Origin of the sequence: Acidovorax sp., from assembly GCF_046291265.1 — a bacterium.
Taxonomy (GTDB): domain Bacteria; phylum Pseudomonadota; class Gammaproteobacteria; order Burkholderiales; family Burkholderiaceae_C; genus Acidovorax.
Genome location: NZ_JBKBTV010000002.1, coordinates 23009 through 42796, shown reverse-complemented (window position 1 = coordinate 42796; position 19788 = coordinate 23009). Strand labels below are relative to the sequence as shown.

The window sequence follows — 19788 nt, the reverse complement described above, 5'->3', positions numbered from 1 at the left end:
CCGAGCTTGTCGACGGGCTTTCACCGAGCAGCGCCCTGGCTTCGACAGGCTCAGCCCGAACGGTGTTGAATGAATGATTGAACGATGGAACGCAAATCCACATCAACGATGCGCCGCCGCCGCAAGCTCCACCACCACGTCTACGTGGTCGAACTCTCCAAAGACGTGCTGCTGGAGCCGCGCTTTCGCCGGTGCAACCCGGGCTATATCGACGGCAAGCCGTGCGTGTACGTGGGCATGACGGGCCTGGACCCGGATGTGCGGTTTGACAAACACAAGGCGGGCATCCAGGCCAACCGGTTTGTGACGCAATACGGCCTGCGCCTGTTGCCCGATTTGTATGAAGGTTTTAACCCCATGAGCTACGAAGACGCGGTGGACCGGGAGATCGAGATTGGGATTGATCTGCGTTCGGCGGGGTTTGGGGTGTGGCAGGCGTGATGCGTGGCGGCTGAATCGACATAAAACCCCAAAAAAGGTACGATAAACCCCAATATGGGTATTTCAACCATCCCCCTCGATGCCTCTCCCACTGCAAACGCCCTGTTTCCCAAGGTGCGTCAGCGCGTATTGGCTGTGCTGTTTGGAACCCCGGACCGGAGCTTTTACGCCAATGAAGTGATTGCCTTGGCGCAGTCGGGCACGGGCGCGGTGCAGCGGGAGCTGGCGGACCTGTCGGCTGCGGGGCTGCTCACGGTGAGCAAACAGGGCAATCAAAAGCACTACCAAGCCAACGCCAGCGCCCCCGTGTTTGCAGAGTTGCGCGGGCTGGTGCTAAAGACCATGGGGCTGGCCGATGTGCTGCGGACCGCGCTGGCGCCGCTGGCTGGGCAGATTGAAGGCGCGTTCATCTACGGATCAGTGGCGCGCCAACAAGACACGGCGCAGAGCGATGTGGATGTGATGATCGTGAGCAGTTCCTTGGGCTACGGCGAGGTGTTTGGCGCCCTGGAGGGCGCCACCGTGTCGCTGGGCCGCAAGGTCAACCCCACGCTGTACAGCCTTGCCGACTGGGCTCAGCGTCTGGACAGTGACAATGCCTTTGCCACCCGTGTGTGGCAGCAACCCAAAATCTGGCTGATAGGAAACGAGGCCCAGCTCCATGCACCCAGCACTTGAAAACCTGTGCGGCCCCGGCAAGCAACTCAAAGCCGAGGCTCCTGACGAGAAAGAAATAGCCGGGCTGCTGCGCACTGGCATCGCTCGCCTGCACGATGCGAAAAACACGCGCTGGCACTGGAGAGCCGTTTTGATCTGGCCTACAACGCTGCGCACGCGTTGTGTCTGGCGGCTTTGCGGCGCATGGGCTACCGGGCGGGTAACCGCTACATCGTGTTCCAGGTATTGCCCCACACGCTGGGCCTGGGACCCGAGGTGTGGCGCGTGCTGGACAAGTGCCACAACACGCGCAACCTGGGCGAGTACGAAGGCATGCTGGACGTGGACGAACGGCTGGTGAAGGATCTGGTGAGCGCCACGGAGGCCGTGTCGCATGCGGTTCAGCAACTGCGCAGCGGCTAGCCGCGCAGCCGCTGGGGGCTTGCGCGCAACCACGCCACGAAAACACTCATCTATTCATAGCTATCAGCGCTTATCCATCAAGCGCTAGAGGCCAATTTCATTCATATTTTTCACCAACAACCATGAACTTCGCAGACCGCCTCAAGCAACTCCCCTCCGCCAACCACCTCGCCGCCCTGCACCTGCTGGGCGCGGATGGCCAAGTGCTGGCCACCATCGAGAACAAGCCCGGCCAGACCGGGTCGCTGGTGGTGTATGCCGCGCTGGCTGCCTTGTACGGCGGCAGCATCACGCCTGCGGCCGCCAACCTGGGGCTGGAGTGGTATGCCGAGCATGTGGCAGATGCGCAGGCCTTTCCGGGCAAGCACCCCAACATCGATCGACTGCTGGCGTGGGCCCAGGGCAGCGAGAGCTTTGGGGTTCGCACCGCTTCAGCCTGAAACAAAAAAGCCGCGGAAGCAGCGGCAGTTTGTCGAAACCGCGCAGGCTTGTTCGTCGTAGGGATGTGAACACGTGAATTGAACAATATGGTTTAGCCGTTCACGCTTTTATCCACTCCAAATTTCTACTGCAAGGAGACCCGAGCATGACGACCACCACAACCGGCACCGTGACCCTGCACCGCGTGCTGCGCGCGCCGCCCGAGCGCATCTACCGCGCATTTCTCGACCCGGACGCCATGTGCAAATGGCTGCCGCCCCACGGCTTTACCGGCCGGGTGCTGAGCATGGACGCGCGCGCGGGCGGCAGCTACCGCATGCAGTTCACCAACTTCAGCAGTGGCGGCACACATGCGTTTGGCGGCGAGTATGTGGAGCTGGTGCCGGGCGAGCGCATCGTGCACACCGACCGGTTTGACGACCCCAACCTGCCGGGCGAGATGCGCACCACCATCCAGCTGAAAAAGGTGATCGCAGGGACCGAGGTGTCCATCGTGCAGGCAGGCATTCCGGCGGTGATTCCGACTGAGATGTGCTACGTGGGCTGGCAGGAGTCGCTGCAGTTGCTGGCGCTGTTGGTGGAGCCAGAGATTCCGGGCGAGTAACTCAGACGCCCATAGCCTCCCTGATCACTTCAACCACTTGTCGGCCGCTTGCTTAACGGTGCCACGGCTGTCCACCAGGCCCCACACAAATCCCATCACGCGCACATAGTCTGCGTCGTCCGTGGGCAGCATGAAGCCCAGGTAGTTCTTGGGCGTGAGCGGTGCATCCACAAACGCGGCGTGCAGGCGTGGGTCGGCCTTGGCGTAGTGCAGGGCTTCGTACGTCTCGGTGATCATCACGTCGCCTTTGCCATCGGCAATCAGCGCGGGGATCTCGGCGTTCTTGTCGTGCGTACTGACCTGGGCGGTTTTGAGGTTGGCCAGCACATAGGTTTCGTTGGTGCCGCCGGGGTTCTTGATGACACGCACGGTGGGCTGGTTCATGGCGTCCACGCTGGTGTATTTGGCCTTGTCGGCCGCGCGCACCAGAGCTACTTTGCCAAAGGGTGCGTAGCCAGGCAGCATGTCAAAAATGCGCATGCGGTTGACGTTGCGGGTGATTCCGCCCACGGCCACATCGAACTTGTCGCCCTGCAGGTCTTTGACCAAATTGGGCCAGGTGGTGGGCACGTATTCGATCTTCACGCCCAGCTCCTTGGCCATGGTTTCGATCACGTCGATGTCATGGCCGCTGTAGCCCGCGTCGGTCTTGATCGCAAACGGGCGGTAGTCGCCCGGCGTGCCCACGCGGATAACCTTGGCCTCCATGATCTTGTCGAGCCGGGGGCCGGCCTGCGCGGCTTGGGTGAAGGCCAGGCTGGTCAGCGCGGCGGCGGCGGTCAGGGCGAGGGTCTTCTTGGTGATCATTCGAGGTTCTCCGGAGGGTGAAGGGAGCGTGGCGAAAGGGTGCCAGCGCAAACATTACAGCAGGCCTGAGGGCAAAAACCAGGGGCGTTGGTACGAAGTGGCGAGCGGCTGCAGACAGCAGCACTTGCGCACTCAACGCAGCGCAAGTAGCGTGCCATACCGTTTGTCCCGCGCTCGCCCCGTACAGGTGCCAGCCTGCGCAGTAAAGCCCCTGGAAATGCTCTATTTTTTATAGCGCATTGCGCTTGTGCAATAAGCGCTACACGCCCATTCTTCTCAAAGTGGGTTACCCTGCCCGGTTAGCAACAAGGAACCGCCATGAAAAAACTCAATGTCACCATCCAAATCGAAATGACCGTGCCCGACGACTGGGAGCTGGTGGACACGTCCGAAGGCACGCCGGTCATCAAGCTGCCCGACGGCAAGTTCATGGACATCGCCATCGAACCCCTGTTTGCGGCCGACCCCGAAGAGCTGTGGGCCAGCACCGAAGACGAAGACGTGCTGGACGACATCCTGGACATGGTGGACAGCGAAGCGGTGACGTACGAGTTTGTGACGCACTGATTATTGAGGGCTTGCGCAAACAAGGGCGCAACAACGGCTTGGCCTAAGAGCAAGCGCCTTGCCTCAACCTGTTTTGCGTAAGTCGTTTTATTTTGATAGCTGCTAGCGCTTTCTGGATAAGCGCTAGAGGCCAATTTCACTGATTATTTTCCTACCTCAGATAGACCGTTCGCCCTGAGCCTGTCGAAGGGCTGTTCGCAAAAAGCGCCCTGGCTTCGACAAGCTCAGCCCGAACGGCTGGGGGCAAAACTAAGGCATGCAACCAATCAAGCAATTTGACTCAAAGTTGCGAGCGCAACCAACCCGTCATCTTCTCGTGCGCCTTCTCGCGCAGCGGCCGGTCTAGCCAGGCCTCGTACGTCACGCGGCGCGACCGCTGGATGTCGTCTTCAAACACCCGCGTTTGCCGCTGCGCAAACGCCGCGTCGTACACGTTCAGATTGGCTTCGTCGTTCAGGCGGAACGAGCGGTTGTCAAAGTTGGTGGAGCCCACCGACACCAGCAGTTGGTCCACGATCATGACCTTGCAGTGGTACATGGTGGGCCCGTATTCATAAATCTCTGCACCCGCCTGCAGCAGCGGGCCCCAGGTGGCGCGGGATGCGGCTTTGACGGTTTCGGTGTCGGTGTGTTCGCCGGGGGTGATGAAACGCACGCGCACGCCGCGCGCCAGGGCGTCCATCAGCAGTTTTTGGGTCAGCTCATCGGGCACAAAGTACGCTACCGACAGGTCGATGGTGTGCTCGGCCGCGGTGATGGCCAAGTGGTACATCAGCTGCATGCTCTCGCTGCCGCTCGACGGCGAGCTGGAGAACATCTGTGCCTTCATTGCACCTGCGGGCGCCAGCAGCGGAAAGTACGGGTCGCCATGCAGCACCTTGCCGGTGACCTTAAGCCAGTTGTCCAAGAACGTGGCCTGCATGTGCGCCACCGCCGGGCCACGCACTAGGTAGTGCGAATCGCGCCAATGGTCGGGGTTTTGCGCATTGCCCGTCCACTCGGGCGCAATGCCCACGCCGCCGGTAAAGCCCACCTGCCCGTCCACCACCAGCAGCTTGCGATGGGTGCGGTTGTTCATGCGGGCCAGGTTGTACCAGTGGGGTTTGTGAAACTTTTCAATCTGCACCCCGGCCTCTTTCATCTCGGTGAGGTAGCTTTCTTCCATCTTGGCAGAGCCCACCCAGTCGAGCAGCACGTGGACCTTGACGCCGGCGCGGGCACGTTCGCTCAAGGCGTCGGCAAAGGCCTTGCCGATGTCGCCCGACCAGTAGATGTACGTTTCAAATGTGACGCTCTGGCGCGCAGCTTGGATGGCAGCCAGCATGGGGGGAAATATCTGGTCGCCGTTGAGCAGCTCGGTCACCTCGTTGCCACCCACAATGCCGGGCCCCAGCAGGTTGCCCAGCGCACGTTCGAACTGCGGGCTGGCCGTGTTGTACAGGCGGGGCAACTGCTGCTGCACCTTTTTTTCGCCCGCGGTGAAGTTGAGTGCCAGCAGCACCAGGGCGCCCGTTACCAGGGCAGTCACAAGAACGGTGAATAGGGTGGAGCGAGGGCGGCCTGCTGCTTTTTTCATGGCGAGATTGTGGGCGGCCAGTGCGTAACGCAATGTAGGCGGACGCCGCCAACGGCGGGGCTGGTGCTGGGTGATGGCATGGTGCGGCGGCACAATGGCACGCTTTGCGACGCCTCCACCGGGTCGCACCCGCCGTGTGCGTGCACCGCGTGCCATGGTCCCGTCTTATTTCTCTGCACTACCGATGTCTGCTACTGCCGTGCCTGACTCCACCGTTATCGCCCACACCGACCCGTTTGTGCTCAGCCGCCGCGCAGCAATGCTGGGCGCGGCCAGCCTGTTAGCACTGCCCGCGGTGGGCCAACAAACCAAGACCAAGCCCCTGCCACCGCCGCCCACGCTGTGGCCCCAGGCGCTGCCAGTGCCCGGCGGCGTGGCGCGCCTGTCGCTGGGCCCTGCCGCCAAGCGCCCGGTGGCGCATGTGCGGCAGGGCGACGCAGACGTGCCGCTGCTGGTGGTGGGGGATGTCATCGAATGGACGGCGGTGGTAGGCATACCGCTGGCCGCAACGCCGGGCGAGGCGCACATCACGGTGCTGCTTGACGGCGGTGGCACGCGGCAGGTGCCCTACACCATCGCGCCCAAGCAATACAAGGAGCAGCACCTCAAAGTGCCTCCGCGCACCGTAGACCTGTCGCCCGAGGACCAGGCCCGTTACGAGCGCGAGCGCGACCACCAGTTGCAGGTGATGGCCACGTTTACCGACCAGCCTGGGGGCACTGCGTTGCCTTCACTGCGCATGCGCGTGCCGGTGCCGGGGCGACGCTCCAGCTCGTTCGGCCTGCGCCGCGTGTTCAACGGCCAACCGCGCAATCCGCACAGCGGCATGGACATTGCCGCCGCCACGGGCACGCCCATCGTGGCGCCACTGGCGGGCCGGGTGATCGACGTGGGGGACTACTTCTTTAACGGCGGCACCGTGTGGCTGGACCACGGCCAGGGCCTGCTCAGCATGGTCTGCCACCTGAGCAGCATGGATGTGCGTGTGGGCGACGTGCTGCAGGCGGGCGACGCGTTCTGCAAGGTGGGCGCCACCGGCCGCGTGACCGGCCCGCACCTGCACTGGGGCGTGATGCTGAACCGCACCATGGTGGACCCGGCGCTGTTTGTGCCTGCATGAGGCGTAGAGCCTGCCGCCAACTCATCACTACTGATTTGATAGCTGCTCGCGCTTATTTATCAAGCGCCAGAGCCCATTTTTACTTCAAACACTGCACACGGCATGACCCCTCGCCTGATCCGCTTCTACAAGCCCTACGGCGTGCTCAGCCAGTTCACGGCCGAGGGCAAATGGCAGGGTTTGAAGGATTACATCGACCTGCCCGGCGTATACGTGGCCGGGCGGCTGGATGCCGACAGCGAGGGCCTGCTGCTGCTGACCAGCGACGGCAAGCTGCAGGCGCACATTGCGGACCCGCGCTTCAAGATGGAGAAGACGTATTGGGTGCAGGTAGAAGGTGTGCCCGACGCAGCCGCGCTGGATGCGCTGTGCAAAGGCGTGGTGCTGAACGACGGCCCCACCCTGCCCGCACAGGCGCGATTGCTTGACCCGCCGCCCGCCCTGGCCCCACGCAACCCGCCCATCCGCGAGCGCAAGGCCATCCCCACCGCCTGGATCGAACTCACCATCCGCGAAGGCCGCAACCGCCAGGTGCGGCGCATGACGGCCTCCGTGGGTTACCCCACGCTGCGGCTGGTGCGCGCGGCCATTGGGCCGTATTCGCTGGATGGACTGGAACCGGGGATGTGGCGAACCTGCTGACGGAGCGCGCTGTGTGAGTGCGCGCCTGCTTGCCTGCGAGCGAGGGCGAGAAGTAGGCCGCCGAACGCCGCCGTCAGGCCACAGCGTTCAGCAGCAGCCCCGTGGTTTGGCCGGAGGCATTCACAAATGGCACGCTGCGCGGTGCGGGTGCGGTGTTGGCGGGACTGTTGCTGGCGTTGCTGGCCGCCGAAACATTGCCCCGCGCGGTGGCTGAACGCTCGTTCGCGTCAGACGCCTGGGCCGAAAGGTTGTCGGCGCGGGCTTGTTCAACATTGGCAACCCGCTGCGCAGACTGGGCCTGCGCGCCGAGCGAACGCGCCGTCTGCTCGGCCTGCTGGGCCTCGCGGCGGGCGGCCTGCAGCGCATACGAAGCACCGGAGGCGCCGCCAGACACTGCTGCAATGGAAGTGGCCATGGCAAAAATCGCTAGGGATGAACGACGGACTGCTTAAAAGCGTAAAGCGTAGTGCGCGCAACAGCGGACTGCGCGCCGCCTTCAGCGGGCCACCGAACCTTCTGAATCCGCATAGGCGCGGCGCAACTGCGAATCTGCCTGGGCGCGCGCACCGCTGGCATCCGCTTGCTGCGTTGCCTGCTCCGTCGCCTGGGCGGTCTGGGTGCGCCGGGTCTCTTGCGCGGCATCCGCAGCGCTGGCGGACTGCTGCGTTTCGGCCGCTGCGCGGGCGTCGTCATCCGACTGGCGGGCCGCCAGCTCTTGCGCGCGGCGGCTGAGCGTGACCGTGGTGGCCTGGGGCTGCTGCGTCGCAGTGTCCGCAGCCGCAGCGGTGCGCTGGGAGTTTTCGTCGCCCGCAGCGGTGTTGCGGGTCACGCCCTGGTAGCGGTTGGTGGCGGATGGAGCGAGCGAGGTGACTGAATCCATGGAAGGTCTCCTTCAAGGTGGTGCGCGGGCATCTGCGGACGAAGCGGCACAAGCCGCAAACCGGCGCGTCTCAACGGCAGATGGTGTTCCAAGCACCGGCAAAAGTAAAGAGGGCAGGAAAGCTTGGCGCTGGCGGGGCAGCTTGCTCCGGCCGGGTGGGCGTCAATTCGCCTGCGCCTGGTCGATCACCAGATAGCGTTTGACCAGGTCAAAAAAGCTCTCGTAGAACACGTCTTTCGAAATCGTCTCGCTGCCCACCTTGACCAGCGATTCGCTGCTGGACGAAAACGGCAACGACACCGAGCCGATGGCGCCCACGCCCAGGCTGGCGGAGTTGTTGGTCTTGCGCAGCGAATACGTGTCTTGCAGCGCGGTGACAAACCCCAGGCTGACCTTGCCGTCATTGGCTTCGGGCACGCAGACCACGCGCACCACCATCTGCAGGTGCGACTCGGCTTCGGGCTGAAAACTCTTTTTGCCCTCTACCAAATCCGCCGTGGCGGTCGAGATGATGTAGCCCTGGCTGAGCAGCGCGCGCCGCGAGGCTTCGCAGGTCTGGCCCGGTGTGGCGTCAAACAGGCGCGAGTAGGTGGCGACCGACCCGAAGCTTTCTTGCACCCCAAACGTCTTGCCGCCGCCGGTGGCAGAACAGCCCGCCAGCCACAGGGCCGCAGTGGCCGCTGCGGCGGTTGCAAGAACCCGCGACCGGCCACGGGGGGCCATGGCGATTTGCGAAGAGATTTGCGAAGGGAACGGTTGGCGTGGCGTTGGAAGGCTCAAGACCGGGGACTCCTTGTGGTGTGTGGTTGGCATCATTTTTTGCCCAGGCAGTCGGCGGGGAGGTGACACGCGGGTGCGCAGCACTCGGGTTGTGATGGCGGGCAGGGGGCCCGGGTTCCGGCCATTGTAGAAAGCGGCGCCGTTTGCCTGCGTGACGGCCCAAGGCGTGTCGGCACCCACTATGGGGCCAACGCCGCGTGGGCATTACCCATTGGCACGGGTTCAACGTATCAAATTGCTGCGCGCTTGGGGGCATGCAAGCCATGATACTCACTTAATAATAGCTACTCGCGCTTATCCAATAAGCGCTAGAGCCTGATTTGACCCATATTTTTCCAAACCGCGCTGTGCAACGCACTTTGCCCCTGTGATCTGGCGCATGCGAGGTAAAGCTACACTATTGATAGCTGCTAGCGCTTGTGAATAAAGCGCTAGCGGCCAAAATCATTCAAATTTCTCGGATCCATAGGCCGCCTGCTCCCAGGGCAGTCGGCCCGTGGCGCCCAGGTCTCCCACCTCTTTCTGCTTGTCACCGTGCCCCTCGCCGCCTCCCTGCTCTGCCTGGTCGTCGCCATCAGCGACGGCGACACCCTGACCGTGCGCTGCGGCAACCCTGGCGCCTACCAACAGGTGAAAGTGCGCATTGCCGCCATCGACGCCCCCGAGTCACGCCAGGCGTTTGGCCAGAAATCGCGGCAGAACCTGGCGCGCCTGTGTTTCAAGCAGCGCGCCACGTTGCGACCGGTGGACCAGGACAGCTATGGCCGCACCGTGGCGTCCGTGCGCTGTGGCAACACCGATGTGGCCACGGCGCAGGTGCGCGCAGGGCTGGCATGGGTGTACACGCCCTATGCCAGCCACCACTCCCAACTGGCGCCGTTGCAGCGCCAGGCCCGGGCCAGTGGCACAGGGTTGTGGTCGCAAAAACGCCCGCTGGCGCCGTGGGACTACCGCCACCGGCACGCGCGTTGACACAGCGCGCGGCGCTCTGCAGGCAATGGCCGAACCCGATAGCATCGCCCGCTTGCCTTGTCCCACCTCTCGCCTGCGCCTTGTTCCGTGACTGCTCCCTCTTTGCCTCCCTCGCCGCCCTCCGCACCCGCCCACCCTGATCCGGCGCCCGCGCCCGAAAGCGTCTACCGCCATGCCGGTTTTGTCTCCTTCCTGATCGCCCGCGTGGTGGCCGTGGTGGCTACCCAGGTGCAGGCCGTGGTGGTGGCCTGGCAGGTGTACGACCTGACGCGCGACCCGCTGGCGCTGGCCTATGTGGGCCTGGCGCAGTTTCTGCCCATGCTGTGCCTGCTGCTGCCCGCGGGTGATTTGATCGACCGGTTTGACCGCAGGCGCATTCTGGCCATCAGCTGGTCGGTGGGCGCGGTATGCAGCGCCCTGCTGTGGTGGCTGTCGGGCCACGGGACCAGCGGTGTGGCTGGCATTTATGCCGTGCTGGTGTTGTATGGCTGCTCACGCGCTTTTTCAGGCCCGGCCATGCAGAGCTTGCTGCCGCAGATCGTTCCGCGCGAGCAACTGGCGCAGGCCATTGCCGCCAACAGCATGCTCATGCGCACCGCCAGCATTGGCGGGCCGCTGCTGGGCGGGCTGCTGTTCGCGCTGGGCGGCGGCGAGCTGACCTACGCCGTGTGCTGCGCGTGTTTTGTGCTGGGCGTGGTGCTGCTGCTGCGCGTGGTGGTGGCCTACGCCACGGCGCCCGGCCCCACGCAGGGCACGATGTGGCAGCGCTTTGGCGCGGGCATCACCTTCATCCGGTCGCGGCCCATCATTTTGGGCACCATTTCGCTCGACTTGTTTGCCGTGTTGCTGGGCGGCGTGGTGGCGCTTTTGCCCATCTACGCACACGAGGTGCTGCACGTGGGCCCCGCAGGCCTGGGCGCGCTGCGCAGCGCCATGGCCGTGGGCGAGGTAGGCGCAGGCTTGTACCTGAGCATGCGGCCGTTCAATCACAAGGTGGGGCGCACCATGTTCATCGCGGTCGCGGTGTTTGGGGTGGCCAACCTGGTGTTTGCGCTGTCCACGCTGTTTTGGCTGTCGTTTGCGGCGCTGCTGGTGGCGGGCGCGGCCGACATGGTGAGCGTGTACATCCGCGGCGCGCTGGTGCAGTTCTCGACGCCCGACACCATGCGGGGGCGGGTGAACGCGGTGAACATGCTGTTCATCGGCTCGTCCAACGAACTGGGCGAGTTTCGCGCGGGCACCAGCGCGGCCTGGTTGGGCGCGGTGCCTGCCGCTGTGGTGGGCGGCCTGTGCACACTGGGCGTGGTGGGCGGCTGGACGCTGGCCTTCAAGCAGTTGCGCGAAGTGGACCGGTTTGAAGAGGCGGCCAACGCGCATTGACGTTGGCCGCTCGCTGCGCTACCGGGATGGCGCCTACGACGCTTTTGCGTTGAAAGTGCCGGTCAGCAGCTCGGGCAGGCGCTCTACACCCATCTTGAAGCCGCAGGCCTGCGCATGGCCGCCGCCGCCCATGCTTTCGGCGAGCGCGATGCAGTCAAAGTTGCGCTGGGCACGCAGGCCCGCCTTGACGCCCTTGGCGCCTGCGCTCCACATCAGCGCAAAGGTGCCGGTCTTGGCAGACAGGATGTCACCCACCAGGCTGTGGAACATGCCCGGCGCGTTGACCATCAGGCCTTCGACGCCGTTGAACACCAGCGGTTGTGCGCCCTCGGCGATGTCGGTGGCGAGCTTGCGGTATTTCTCGTCCATCGCGGCGCCCCGCGCCATGAACAACGTGAGCTGCTCGGGCGTGAAGGACGCGATCTCGCTCCAGCGCGCAAAGCTTTGTTCTTCCATGTCCAGCGCCGACAGAAAACCTGCGCTCTCGGCAAACTCCCACTTCCAGATGTCGCGGTCTTCCACATATTGCAGCAGCGGGGGCACGGGCACGTGCGGGTGGAAAAACTCCCACGCCAGCCGCGCGCCCGACTTGTCCATGTCAAAGTGCACAACACCGCAGCGGCAGGCAAATCCGGTGAGCTTTTCGGCGGCACTTTTGTGGTGGTCCAGCATGACCAGCTTGGCCGCGCGCTCGTCGATGGCGTGCAGGATGTCGGCAGCAAACGAGAAATCAAGGATGTAGACCGTGCGACCCGCAACGGGGGGCAGGTCGTCCACCGTCTTGATATCGCCGTGGTCCAGCCCTAAGTATTCAGCGCTGTCGCCGTAATACAGCCACGCGGCCAGCGCGGCGCCAAAGCCATCGGGGCAATGGCGCCCGTGGTACAGCACCAGGGGGGACGGGTCGTGTTTATCGGGGGCAACCAGCAGTTGCAGGGGGAGAATGGTTTTCTTCATGACCCCCGATTGTCGCGTGCCGCCCAGGCCGGGGCGAGCAAAAGATGGCAACTGCCGCCGCCACCATCGGCCATAGACCTGTTCACGGAGCACGCCCCCCGGGGAACCAACGGTGCGCCGCGTCCTCCACCTTTTCTGTTTTGTATATCAAGCCGCCCCATGCTCAAGACACTCAAAGACCTGTTTGACAGCTTTACCCAGCCCGCCCCCAGCCAATCGCCCGCAGAGCGCGAACACGCCCTGCAACTGGCCGCCGCCGTGCTGCTGGTGGAGGTCGTGCGGTCCGAATCATCGATGGACGACGCCGAGCGCACCACCATGGTGACCGCGCTGCGCAGCAAGTTTTCGCTCAGCGACGATGAACTGGAACGCCTGCTGGAGTTGGCCGAGACCACGTCCAAGACGGCCTACGACTACCAGCGTTTTACCGGCAGCCTGAACGACCACTTCACGCAGGACCAGAAAATCCGCCTGGTCGAAGCGATGTGGCAAGTGGCCTACGCCGACACGCACATTGACGCCAATGAGAACCACACCATCAGCAAGGTGGCGGGTTTGCTGCATGTCACGCACGGCGAATACATCGCAGCCAAGATGCGAGCAAAGGAAGCAGCACGCTGAAACTGGCGCGGCCCAGGCGAGTGCCGCCGTGCAAGGGCCGCCCCGCCGCAGGGGCGGCGTCCCCCTGGGGGGATGGCGCGAAGCGACTCAGGGGGGGTCTTAGATTGGCAACCAGCGCCACCAGAAGGGTTTGCGTTCTTCCTTTGCGCCGCGCGCCCGCAGCAGCGTCACAAACTCGCTGCGCCGGTATCGGCGTGCGGCTTCCAGCGGCGTCATGTCGTCAAAGTCCGACCGCAACTGCGGGTCTGCACCATGCTCCAGCAGGTAATGCGAAATCTCGTTGTGGCCGTGGATAAGGCTGGCCACCAGCGGTGTGCACAGAATCTCGGGGTGCTGGTAGTTGGGGTTGACGCCTGCGTTGATGTGGTGGCGCACCAGCGCCAGGTCGCCCGCCACGGCGGCGGCATACATGTCTTTCCAGTCTCCAGCGGACATTGGCCTGTTCCTTGAGTGCGTTACAGAGAACGCACCAGTTTAGGCAGGCCTGTGTGCGGCACAATGCGCGCCTTCCCTACCCCACCAAAGAAGGGGCGTGGCGCTGCCGGTGCGCCCGTGCCCCGCCCTGCCATGCCCCCTCCCCTGCACATCCTCTGGCGCGACGAGCACCTGGTTGCCGTGTACAAGCCTACAGGCTGGCTGGTGCACCGCACGGGGCTGGACGCGGGCGAGACGCGGTTTGTAATGCAGACCCTGCGCGACCAGTTGGGCCAGCATGTGTACCCCGTGCACCGGCTGGACAAAGGCACCTGCGGCGTGCTGGTGATGGCGCTGCACAGCGATGCGGCGCGGGCGCTGTCGCAGGCGTTTGAGCACCACACCACCCACAAACGTTACCTGGCCCTGGTGCGCGGCTGGGCGCCAGAGGCCGTGGACGTGGACCACGCCCTGCGGCCCGATGACGCCCCGCCTGACGCTGCGGTGCAGGATGCGCACACGCGCTTTCGGCGGTTGGCGCAGGCCACGTTGCAAGAGTCCAGCGATGCGCGTTTTGCGAGCACGCGCGTGTCGCTGGTAGAGGCGGTTCCCACCACCGGGCGGCGCCACCAGATTCGCCGCCACCTTAAGCACCTGGCGCACCCCATCATCGGCGACGCTACGCATGGCAAAGGCCCCATCAACCGCTGGTGGGCCGAGCGGCTGGGGCAGCAGCGGCTGTGGCTGCATGCGTGGCAGTTGACGGTGCCCCACCCGGTGTCGGGCGTTGCGATGACGTTTGACAGCGGCCTGCTATGGCCTGAATCACCTGTCTTCGGCGGCGTGGCAGAGGCGCTTTCCATTACAGATGGCATGCCCGCTGCGCCCAGTAGCGACTGGCAACGGCTTTTTGTAAGGCTGCCCTGGGAAGAAACCGCTCGGCCCCAGGGCCCGTCATCCCTCTGACGCAAACACCCGTTCGCGCGCAAACCACCGTAACGCGGGCGACATGGCGGCCACGCACCCATCGAAATAATGGGCACTCCAAAAATCAGGAGACTCTGTGACCGCACCCGCCACCAACCGCGTCCTCGCCCACACCGGCGCCCGCTACCCCATCATCCAGGCGCCCATGGGCTGGATCGCGCGCACGCAATTGGCCTCGGCAGTGTCCCGTGCAGGCGGGCTGGGCATCATCGAAACGTCGTCCGGCGAAACGGCCAACTGCCAGGCCGAGATCACCAAGATGAGCGCACTGGGCCTGCCCTTTGGCGTGAACCTGCCCATCCGCTTTTTGAAGGACGACGCCATGCTGCGGTTTGTCTGCGCATCGGGCGTGAAGTTTGTGACCACCTCGGCAGGCAGCCCGGCCAAGTTCATCGCGCCGCTCAAGGACGCGGGCATCACCGTGTACCACGCAGTGCCCACGGTAGACACCGCGCTGAAATGTGTGGACGCGGGCATTGACGGACTGGTGGTCGAGGGCGGTGAAGGTGGCGGCTTCAAAAACCCCGAAGAAGTCTCCACACTGGTGCTGCTGCAGGCCATCCGCGCGCGGGTGGATGTGCCGCTGGTGGCTGCCGGTGGCATTTGCGATGGGCGCGGCATGGCGGCGGCGTTTGCGCTGGGGGCCGAAGCCGTGCAGATGGGCACGCGATTTGTGAGCTGCGCCGAAAGCCCCGTGCACGCCAACTACAAGAACGCCATCGTCGATGCGGGCGTGACGGGCACCTGGATGCTCAACACCAAGGCCAGCCCCTGCATTCGCGCGCTCAAGTCCGAACGCACCCTGGCCATCCATGAAGCGGGGCTGATGCCCGCCGACAGCTTTGATGGCATCCAGCGCGTGTACTTTGACGGCGACATGGAGGCCGCACCCGCACTGGCGGGCCAGACCGCGGGGCTGATTGACTCGGTCAAAACCGCGCAGCAAATCATCGACGACACGGTGGCGGAGTTTTTTGCGATCAGCCAGCGGATGGGGGCCATGGGCGCTGCACGCAGCTTTGGTTGACTGCTTGGTGTCCGGTGGGTGATGCAGCCGCGGGGCTGCGCAAAAAACGCTTGCCGCCGCAGCCCGGCATCTACCCCGCCTTGGCCCCCAGGGCCTGCATGCGGCGCTTCCACTTGGCCACACCGTCTTCCCCCAGTTGATCGACGCCGCCCACCAGCGTCTCATGCACCGGGGCGATGCCCACAAAGCCCAGGATGTTGCGCTCCAGCGATTTCACGCTGTGCGCGCGGAAGTACCAGCGGTACACCAGCGCGGGCATGCCCAGGGTGACCACCACGCGGGCGCTGCGCCCGCTGAGTCCTTTGTGGCCGAAGGGGTTGTTGCCTTCTGCGGCAAATGCAAACCCGGGCCGCGCCACCTGCTCCAAAAACGCCTTGAGCAACGCCGGCATGTCGCCCAGCCACAGCGGAAAAAACAGCACGATGTGTTGTGCCCAGCCAATGTCGGCCTGCGCGGGTTTCAGCGCTGCGGGCAGCAGGCCCAGCTCCCACTCATGCTGGCTGCGCAGCCAGGGGAAGTCGATGGTGGCAATGTCGACGTGCCGCACCTCGTGGCCCGCGGCCGTAGCGCCATCGGCGTAAGACTGCGCCAGGGCGTGGCAAAGGTGGGGGGCGGTGGCATCCGGGTGTCCCTGGATGAGCACAATGCGTTGGGGGTCCATTCAAGCTCCTTGTGGGCGTGCCAATTCCCAAATGGATTCAGACTCTACGCCGCTCTCACAGGTTCAACCAGCTAACTCTCTGTGTCAGCGCCTGGGTCGCAAGGGGGCGCCTAGATTATCAAATTGATAGCTGGTAGCGCTTTACCAATAAGCGCTAGAGGCCAATTTGACCAGATATTTACCGTATCAATCTGCAAGAACCGTAGAGCTGTGCGTCGGCTGGCTCCTACCAATGCCCGCGCCGCGCACCGGTAGACACCGCTGTTTTTGCGCGCCACAGTGGCCCACCCCATGGCGCTGGAAGACAAGGCGGCACATTCAGCACCTTGCATTCCATGGCCTTTTGACCACCGCTCACTTGAGGAACCCTATGTCCCCACGCGCTAAAAACCTGCCTCTGATCGCCATCCACATGCACCGAGGAGTTGCGCCATGAGCGGCTGGTGGCAACAGATTGCGACCACCGTCGCCGCAGAATTTTCAGACGTGCCCGACATCGCGCAGGCCACCCGCATCGTGGTGCGCCTGGGCATGGCGGGGTTGTTGGGTGGTCTGCTGGGCTGGGAGCGCGAGCTGGCGGGCAAGGCCGCAGGCGTACGCACGCACATGCTGGTGGCCATGGGCGCTGCGCTGTTTGTGCTGGTGTCGCAGCAAGCGGGCATTGGCCCGGCGGACGGCAGCCGGGTGCTGCAGGGCATCATCGCGGGCGTCGGGTTTCTGGGGGCGGGCACCATCCTCAAAGGCGACGCGGAAAACCAGGTCAAGGGCCTGACCACCGCCGCTGGCATCTGGCTGACCGCGGCCATCGGTGTGGCGGCAGGGTTGGGACAAGAGGCCACGGCGGTGCTGACCACGGTGCTGGCGTTGGTGGTGCTGTGGCTGATTCCGTTCTTGCACGATGTCGTGACCGGTGAAAGGGGAGAAAGGGGCAAACGGGACGTAAACGGCGCCAACCACGCGAGAGACACCAAAGGCACAAGCGACGAACACGACAAGGGCTGAGCGGCACGGCCCCAGGCCTTTGGGACTGGATCGCGGGGCTCAGGGCCTGGCACGGTGCGCTACACTTTTTGGCCCCGCACCCACCACGACCAACCACGCGCGCCTGTGGCGCCGCCGAGCCCTTTTCCCCATGCCCTGGCCCCCACGCTTCGCCGTCGCGAAACCCGCTTCGCACCTTGCTTCTTCCCGCGCGCGGCAAGCACCCGCACATCTGCTTGCACACCCAAGGCGCCCGCATGTCTGACGCCATCAGCAAGCCCGTAGCCATAGCACCGCCCCCGGCCACGTCTGCTGAAAACCTGCGCGGCATCATCGCCATGGTGGTGGCCGTGGGCTTCTTCTCCGTGATGGACGCGCTGCTCAAAACCTTGTCAGCCCACTACCCGGCCATGCAGGTGGCTGCGCTCCGAGGGTGGGCGGCGCTGCCGCTGGTGGTGCTGTACGTGGTGTGGCGCGGCGAGGTGACCGGCTTGCTGAAAGTGCGCTGGCGGCTGCACCTGCTGCGTGGCGTGCTCAACGTGGCGATGCTGGCGTTGTTTGCGTACGCCCTCAAAGAACTGGCCCTGGCGGAGGCTTACACGCTGTTTTTCATTGCCCCGCTGTTGATCACCGCACTGTCGACCGTGGTGCTGCGCGAGAAGGTGCGCGCTGCCCACTGGGTGGCGATTGCGCTGGGGCTGGTGGGCGTGGTGGTGGCGCTGCGGCCCAGCCAGGATGCATTTTTGACCGTGGGCGCGCTGGCCGTGCTGGGCGCCGCGGTGGGCTACGCCGTGTCGGCCATCACGGGGCGCGTGCTGACGCGCACGGACTCCAGTGCCAGCCTGGTTTTCTGGACGACCACCTTTCTGGCGCTGGGCGCAGGCGCGTTGGCGTGGCCCCAGTGGGTCGGGGTGGCGCAGGCCCATTGGCCGCTGGTGGCGGGCCTCGCGGTGACGGGGTTTGGCGGCCAACTGGCGATCACCGAGGCGTTCCGGCACGGGCAGGCGTCGGTGGTGGCGCCGTTTGAATACACCGCCCTGGCCTGGGGCATGGGGCTCGATTGGGTGCTGTGGCAGGCGGTGCCAGGCGCCTACACCCTGCTGGGCGGTGCCATCATCATCGGCAGCGGGCTGTACCTGGTGCGGCAAGAACGCACGCCGCCCGTCATTCCGCCCTGACACACCACACGCGGCCCGCCCCAACCGGCGGCAACAGCCCGCGGGCACCAGGGGCATGGTCTTACACCTCTCGGGCCACCCGCGTTTTTTAATGGGCGATCGACCACAGCGGCACACACGCCGCAAGGAAACCGCCATGACCCAACAAGCCACCATCCACGGCCACGTCACCTACACCCCGGGGGACGGCGCACCGCTGACCATTCCCAAAGGCCCGGTCGAACTGGAGCCCTCCAAAGACAGCACCACCTTGAGCTGGACCGCAGACAACGACGCCGTGGGCTCTGCCGCCATTCCCAAGGACCAGTTCAACCAATACGTGCGCGAGGGCAAGATCAAGATCAAGGGTTAATAAGCCTACGGGTCGGAGCATCGAAAACCCGCCGCCCAAAACTATGAAATTGATAGCTGCTAGCGCTTTATGATCAAGCGCTAGAGCCCAATTTCATTCAAAAATCACCATGCAAGCTGAAGACATTCTTCATTTCTGGTTCGAAGAACTCTCCCCCGCCCAACACTTCGCGCAAGAGGACGCCATCGACGCAATGATCCGCGTGCGTTTTGGCGCCACGTGGCAGGCAGCGCAGCGGTGTGAGCTGTGGGCCTGGCGGGCGACGCCAGAGGGTCGGCTGGCGGAGATCCTGGTGCTGGACCAGTTCTCGCGCAACATCCACCGCGGCTCGCCGCTGGCGTTTGCCCAAGACACGCAGGCCTTGGCGCTGGCCCAGGAACTGGTGGCCGGGCAGCACGACGCAGCTTTGCCACCCCCACAGCGCGCCTTCGCCTACATGCCCTACATGCACAGCGAATCAGCCGCCATCCACGAGCAGGCCATGCGCTTGTTCGACCAACCGGGGCTGGAAAACAACTTCAAGTTTGAAGTGCTGCACCGCGACATCATTGCGCGGTTTGGGCGCTACCCGCACCGCAATGCCGTGCTGGGCCGCACATCCACAGCCCAGGAGCTGGCGTTTTTGCAGCAGCCGGGCTCGTCGTTCTGATACTTTTTGCGCCGTTACGCGCAATGTCAGGCCAGGTCAGCAGTGGCATCGACGAACGTGCCGCAATAAGCGAGGCGGGAGGCTGGGCATGTGGCCAGGTCGATGCTTCTTCTGCGAGTGTGATGGGCCCGGCACATCACACCCATCTCACCGACCTCGCGGGCGAGACAAGGACCACGTCATCGCGTAGCTGCAGCGCCGTGGACACCCGAGCTGGTCTTGCGGCGTTTGAACACCGCGATCAGGATATGCGCGCCGACAGCAAAAGCCAGCAGAACCAGGGCGCCCAGTCCCCAGATGGCCCACGCCAATACCGAGACTGCGCCAGAAAGGGCGGGCACCGTATCCATAGCCGCCTGAACCACGGACGCTAACGTGGTGATCATGGACGCAAACTCCTGCGCCAACTGGGGCGGTATCCAGCCGCGAATCCATTCGGGCAACAGAACTGCATCCATGCTGCTAGTGCCATTGGCCAGGGTGCCTGCGCTGGACAAAGCCCAAACCGTCACTGCATGCGCACCCCAGCAGGCCAGTGACCACAGTGCCAGTAGCATGAACGAGAGAAACCAAGTGATCGCGTAAAACATCGAATGTTGTCCTTCAAAAAATCAAGTCGCGAGTATGGGCATGGGGAAGAGAAATAGACATGAGGCTCAGCCGAATCTAGT

The 19788-nt window shown here is 64.2% G+C and carries 26 protein-coding genes; 17 read left to right on the top strand and 9 right to left on the bottom strand.

Annotated elements, in window-relative coordinates; genetic code table 11:
• The first annotated feature begins 84 nt into the window (after window positions 1-84).
• The 5 genes from ACK41V_RS01105 to ACK41V_RS01085 all read left to right on the top strand — a co-directional run bounded on the left by ACK41V_RS01105 (window position 85) and on the right by ACK41V_RS01085 (window position 2566).
• Entirely contained in the window at window positions 85-441 is a 357-nt protein-coding gene (locus ACK41V_RS01105) for a hypothetical protein (RefSeq protein ID WP_409776589.1), read from the top strand.
• A gap of 54 nt (window positions 442-495) precedes the next feature.
• Window positions 496-1119, top strand: coding sequence for a transcriptional regulator (locus ACK41V_RS01100; protein ID WP_409776587.1), 624 nt, complete (start codon window positions 496-498; stop codon window positions 1117-1119).
• 183 nt (window positions 1120-1302) lie between these two features.
• Window positions 1303-1521: a hypothetical protein gene (locus ACK41V_RS01095; RefSeq protein ID WP_409776584.1), complete on the top strand. Its 219-nt coding sequence runs from the start codon at window positions 1303-1305 to the stop codon at window positions 1519-1521.
• Window positions 1522-1643: 122 nt separating this feature from the next.
• Window positions 1644-1961 carry a DUF2322 family protein gene (locus tag ACK41V_RS01090; protein ID WP_409776581.1) on the top strand — a complete coding sequence of 106 codons (318 nt, stop codon included), beginning with the start codon at window positions 1644-1646 and terminating at the stop codon, window positions 1959-1961.
• Between the two features lie 146 nt (window positions 1962-2107).
• Entirely contained in the window at window positions 2108-2566 is a 459-nt protein-coding gene (locus ACK41V_RS01085) for an SRPBCC family protein (RefSeq protein WP_409776578.1), read from the top strand.
• Window positions 2567-2590: 24 nt separating this feature from the next.
• On the opposite strand, the gene ACK41V_RS01080 is transcribed toward ACK41V_RS01085, so the two are convergent.
• Window positions 2591-3373, bottom strand: coding sequence for a transporter substrate-binding domain-containing protein (locus tag ACK41V_RS01080; RefSeq protein WP_409776575.1), 783 nt, complete (start codon window positions 3371-3373; stop codon window positions 2591-2593).
• Window positions 3374-3691: 318 nt separating this feature from the next.
• On the opposite strand from ACK41V_RS01080, the gene ACK41V_RS01075 reads away from it, so the two are divergent.
• Entirely contained in the window at window positions 3692-3940 is a 249-nt protein-coding gene (locus ACK41V_RS01075; protein WP_409776572.1) for a hypothetical protein, read from the top strand.
• 280 nt (window positions 3941-4220) lie between these two features.
• Here ACK41V_RS01075 and ACK41V_RS01070 read toward each other — a convergent pair whose 3' ends face one another.
• Window positions 4221-5516: a phospholipase D-like domain-containing protein gene (locus tag ACK41V_RS01070; protein WP_409776569.1), complete on the bottom strand. Its 1296-nt coding sequence runs from the start codon at window positions 5514-5516 to the stop codon at window positions 4221-4223.
• Window positions 5517-5700: 184 nt separating this feature from the next.
• Between ACK41V_RS01070 and ACK41V_RS01065 the strand changes: the two genes are divergently transcribed.
• Together ACK41V_RS01065 and ACK41V_RS01060 are read left to right on the top strand one after the other, a co-directional pair.
• Window positions 5701-6636 carry a peptidoglycan DD-metalloendopeptidase family protein gene (locus ACK41V_RS01065; RefSeq protein ID WP_409776566.1) on the top strand — a complete coding sequence of 312 codons (936 nt, stop codon included), beginning with the start codon at window positions 5701-5703 and terminating at the stop codon, window positions 6634-6636.
• Between the two features lie 102 nt (window positions 6637-6738).
• Window positions 6739-7278, top strand: coding sequence for a pseudouridine synthase (locus tag ACK41V_RS01060; RefSeq protein ID WP_409776563.1), 540 nt, complete (start codon window positions 6739-6741; stop codon window positions 7276-7278).
• Window positions 7279-7351: 73 nt separating this feature from the next.
• Here the strand turns inward: ACK41V_RS01060 and ACK41V_RS01055 are convergent, their stop codons facing one another.
• The 3 genes from ACK41V_RS01055 to ACK41V_RS01045 all read right to left on the bottom strand — a co-directional run bounded on the left by ACK41V_RS01055 (window position 7352) and on the right by ACK41V_RS01045 (window position 8881).
• Complete coding sequence (locus ACK41V_RS01055; protein ID WP_409776561.1) at window positions 7352-7693, bottom strand: hypothetical protein; 342 nt, start codon at window positions 7691-7693, stop codon at window positions 7352-7354.
• A gap of 81 nt (window positions 7694-7774) precedes the next feature.
• Window positions 7775-8158 carry a hypothetical protein gene (locus tag ACK41V_RS01050; RefSeq protein WP_409776558.1) on the bottom strand — a complete coding sequence of 128 codons (384 nt, stop codon included), beginning with the start codon at window positions 8156-8158 and terminating at the stop codon, window positions 7775-7777.
• Between the two features lie 162 nt (window positions 8159-8320).
• Entirely contained in the window at window positions 8321-8881 is a 561-nt protein-coding gene (locus ACK41V_RS01045; protein ID WP_409776555.1) for a DUF2242 domain-containing protein, read from the bottom strand.
• Window positions 8882-9472: 591 nt separating this feature from the next.
• Here ACK41V_RS01045 and ACK41V_RS01040 point away from each other — a divergent pair.
• Window positions 9473-9910 (top strand): thermonuclease family protein, encoded by a 438-nt coding sequence (locus ACK41V_RS01040; RefSeq protein ID WP_409776552.1) that lies wholly within the window; start codon window positions 9473-9475, stop codon window positions 9908-9910.
• An 87-nt stretch (window positions 9911-9997) separates the two neighbouring features.
• A complete protein-coding gene (locus tag ACK41V_RS01035; RefSeq protein ID WP_409776550.1) occupies window positions 9998-11290 on the top strand; it encodes an MFS transporter in 1293 nt (430 codons plus the stop codon).
• Between the two features lie 33 nt (window positions 11291-11323).
• Here the strand turns inward: ACK41V_RS01035 and ACK41V_RS01030 are convergent, their stop codons facing one another.
• Complete coding sequence (locus tag ACK41V_RS01030) at window positions 11324-12247, bottom strand: DHH family phosphoesterase (RefSeq protein WP_409776548.1); 924 nt, start codon at window positions 12245-12247, stop codon at window positions 11324-11326.
• 159 nt (window positions 12248-12406) lie between these two features.
• Between ACK41V_RS01030 and ACK41V_RS01025 the strand changes: the two genes are divergently transcribed.
• On the top strand, window positions 12407-12868 hold the full coding sequence (locus tag ACK41V_RS01025) for a TerB family tellurite resistance protein (RefSeq protein WP_409776546.1): 462 nt from the start codon (window positions 12407-12409) through the stop codon (window positions 12866-12868).
• A gap of 99 nt (window positions 12869-12967) precedes the next feature.
• On the opposite strand, the gene ACK41V_RS01020 is transcribed toward ACK41V_RS01025, so the two are convergent.
• Complete coding sequence (locus ACK41V_RS01020) at window positions 12968-13303, bottom strand: ankyrin repeat domain-containing protein (RefSeq protein WP_409776543.1); 336 nt, start codon at window positions 13301-13303, stop codon at window positions 12968-12970.
• Between the two features lie 132 nt (window positions 13304-13435).
• Here ACK41V_RS01020 and ACK41V_RS01015 point away from each other — a divergent pair, with 132 nt between their 5' ends.
• A complete protein-coding gene (locus ACK41V_RS01015; RefSeq protein ID WP_409776540.1) occupies window positions 13436-14248 on the top strand; it encodes a pseudouridine synthase in 813 nt (270 codons plus the stop codon).
• A 97-nt stretch (window positions 14249-14345) separates the two neighbouring features.
• Window positions 14346-15296 carry an NAD(P)H-dependent flavin oxidoreductase gene (locus tag ACK41V_RS01010; protein WP_409776537.1) on the top strand — a complete coding sequence of 317 codons (951 nt, stop codon included), beginning with the start codon at window positions 14346-14348 and terminating at the stop codon, window positions 15294-15296.
• Window positions 15297-15366: 70 nt separating this feature from the next.
• Here ACK41V_RS01010 and ACK41V_RS01005 read toward each other — a convergent pair whose 3' ends face one another.
• Window positions 15367-15957 (bottom strand): NAD(P)H-dependent oxidoreductase, encoded by a 591-nt coding sequence (locus tag ACK41V_RS01005; RefSeq protein ID WP_409776535.1) that lies wholly within the window; start codon window positions 15955-15957, stop codon window positions 15367-15369.
• Window positions 15958-16389: 432 nt separating this feature from the next.
• Between ACK41V_RS01005 and ACK41V_RS01000 the strand changes: the two genes are divergently transcribed.
• From ACK41V_RS01000 to ACK41V_RS00985, 4 genes are all read left to right on the top strand, one after another.
• Window positions 16390-16959 (top strand): MgtC/SapB family protein, encoded by a 570-nt coding sequence (locus ACK41V_RS01000; RefSeq protein ID WP_409776532.1) that lies wholly within the window; start codon window positions 16390-16392, stop codon window positions 16957-16959.
• A 236-nt stretch (window positions 16960-17195) separates the two neighbouring features.
• The gene (locus ACK41V_RS00995; RefSeq protein ID WP_409776529.1) at window positions 17196-18116 is read left to right on the top strand and encodes a DMT family transporter; all 921 of its coding nucleotides are present in this window, start codon (window positions 17196-17198) and stop codon (window positions 18114-18116) included.
• Between the two features lie 136 nt (window positions 18117-18252).
• Window positions 18253-18468, top strand: coding sequence for a hypothetical protein (locus ACK41V_RS00990; protein WP_409776526.1), 216 nt, complete (start codon window positions 18253-18255; stop codon window positions 18466-18468).
• Window positions 18469-18577: 109 nt separating this feature from the next.
• Window positions 18578-19117, top strand: a complete 540-nt coding sequence (locus ACK41V_RS00985) for a DUF924 family protein (protein ID WP_409776523.1) — start codon at window positions 18578-18580, stop codon at window positions 19115-19117.
• Window positions 19118-19296: 179 nt separating this feature from the next.
• On the opposite strand, the gene ACK41V_RS00980 is transcribed toward ACK41V_RS00985, so the two are convergent.
• Window positions 19297-19707, bottom strand: coding sequence for a hypothetical protein (locus ACK41V_RS00980; protein ID WP_409776521.1), 411 nt, complete (start codon window positions 19705-19707; stop codon window positions 19297-19299).
• Window positions 19708-19788 lie beyond the last annotated feature (81 nt).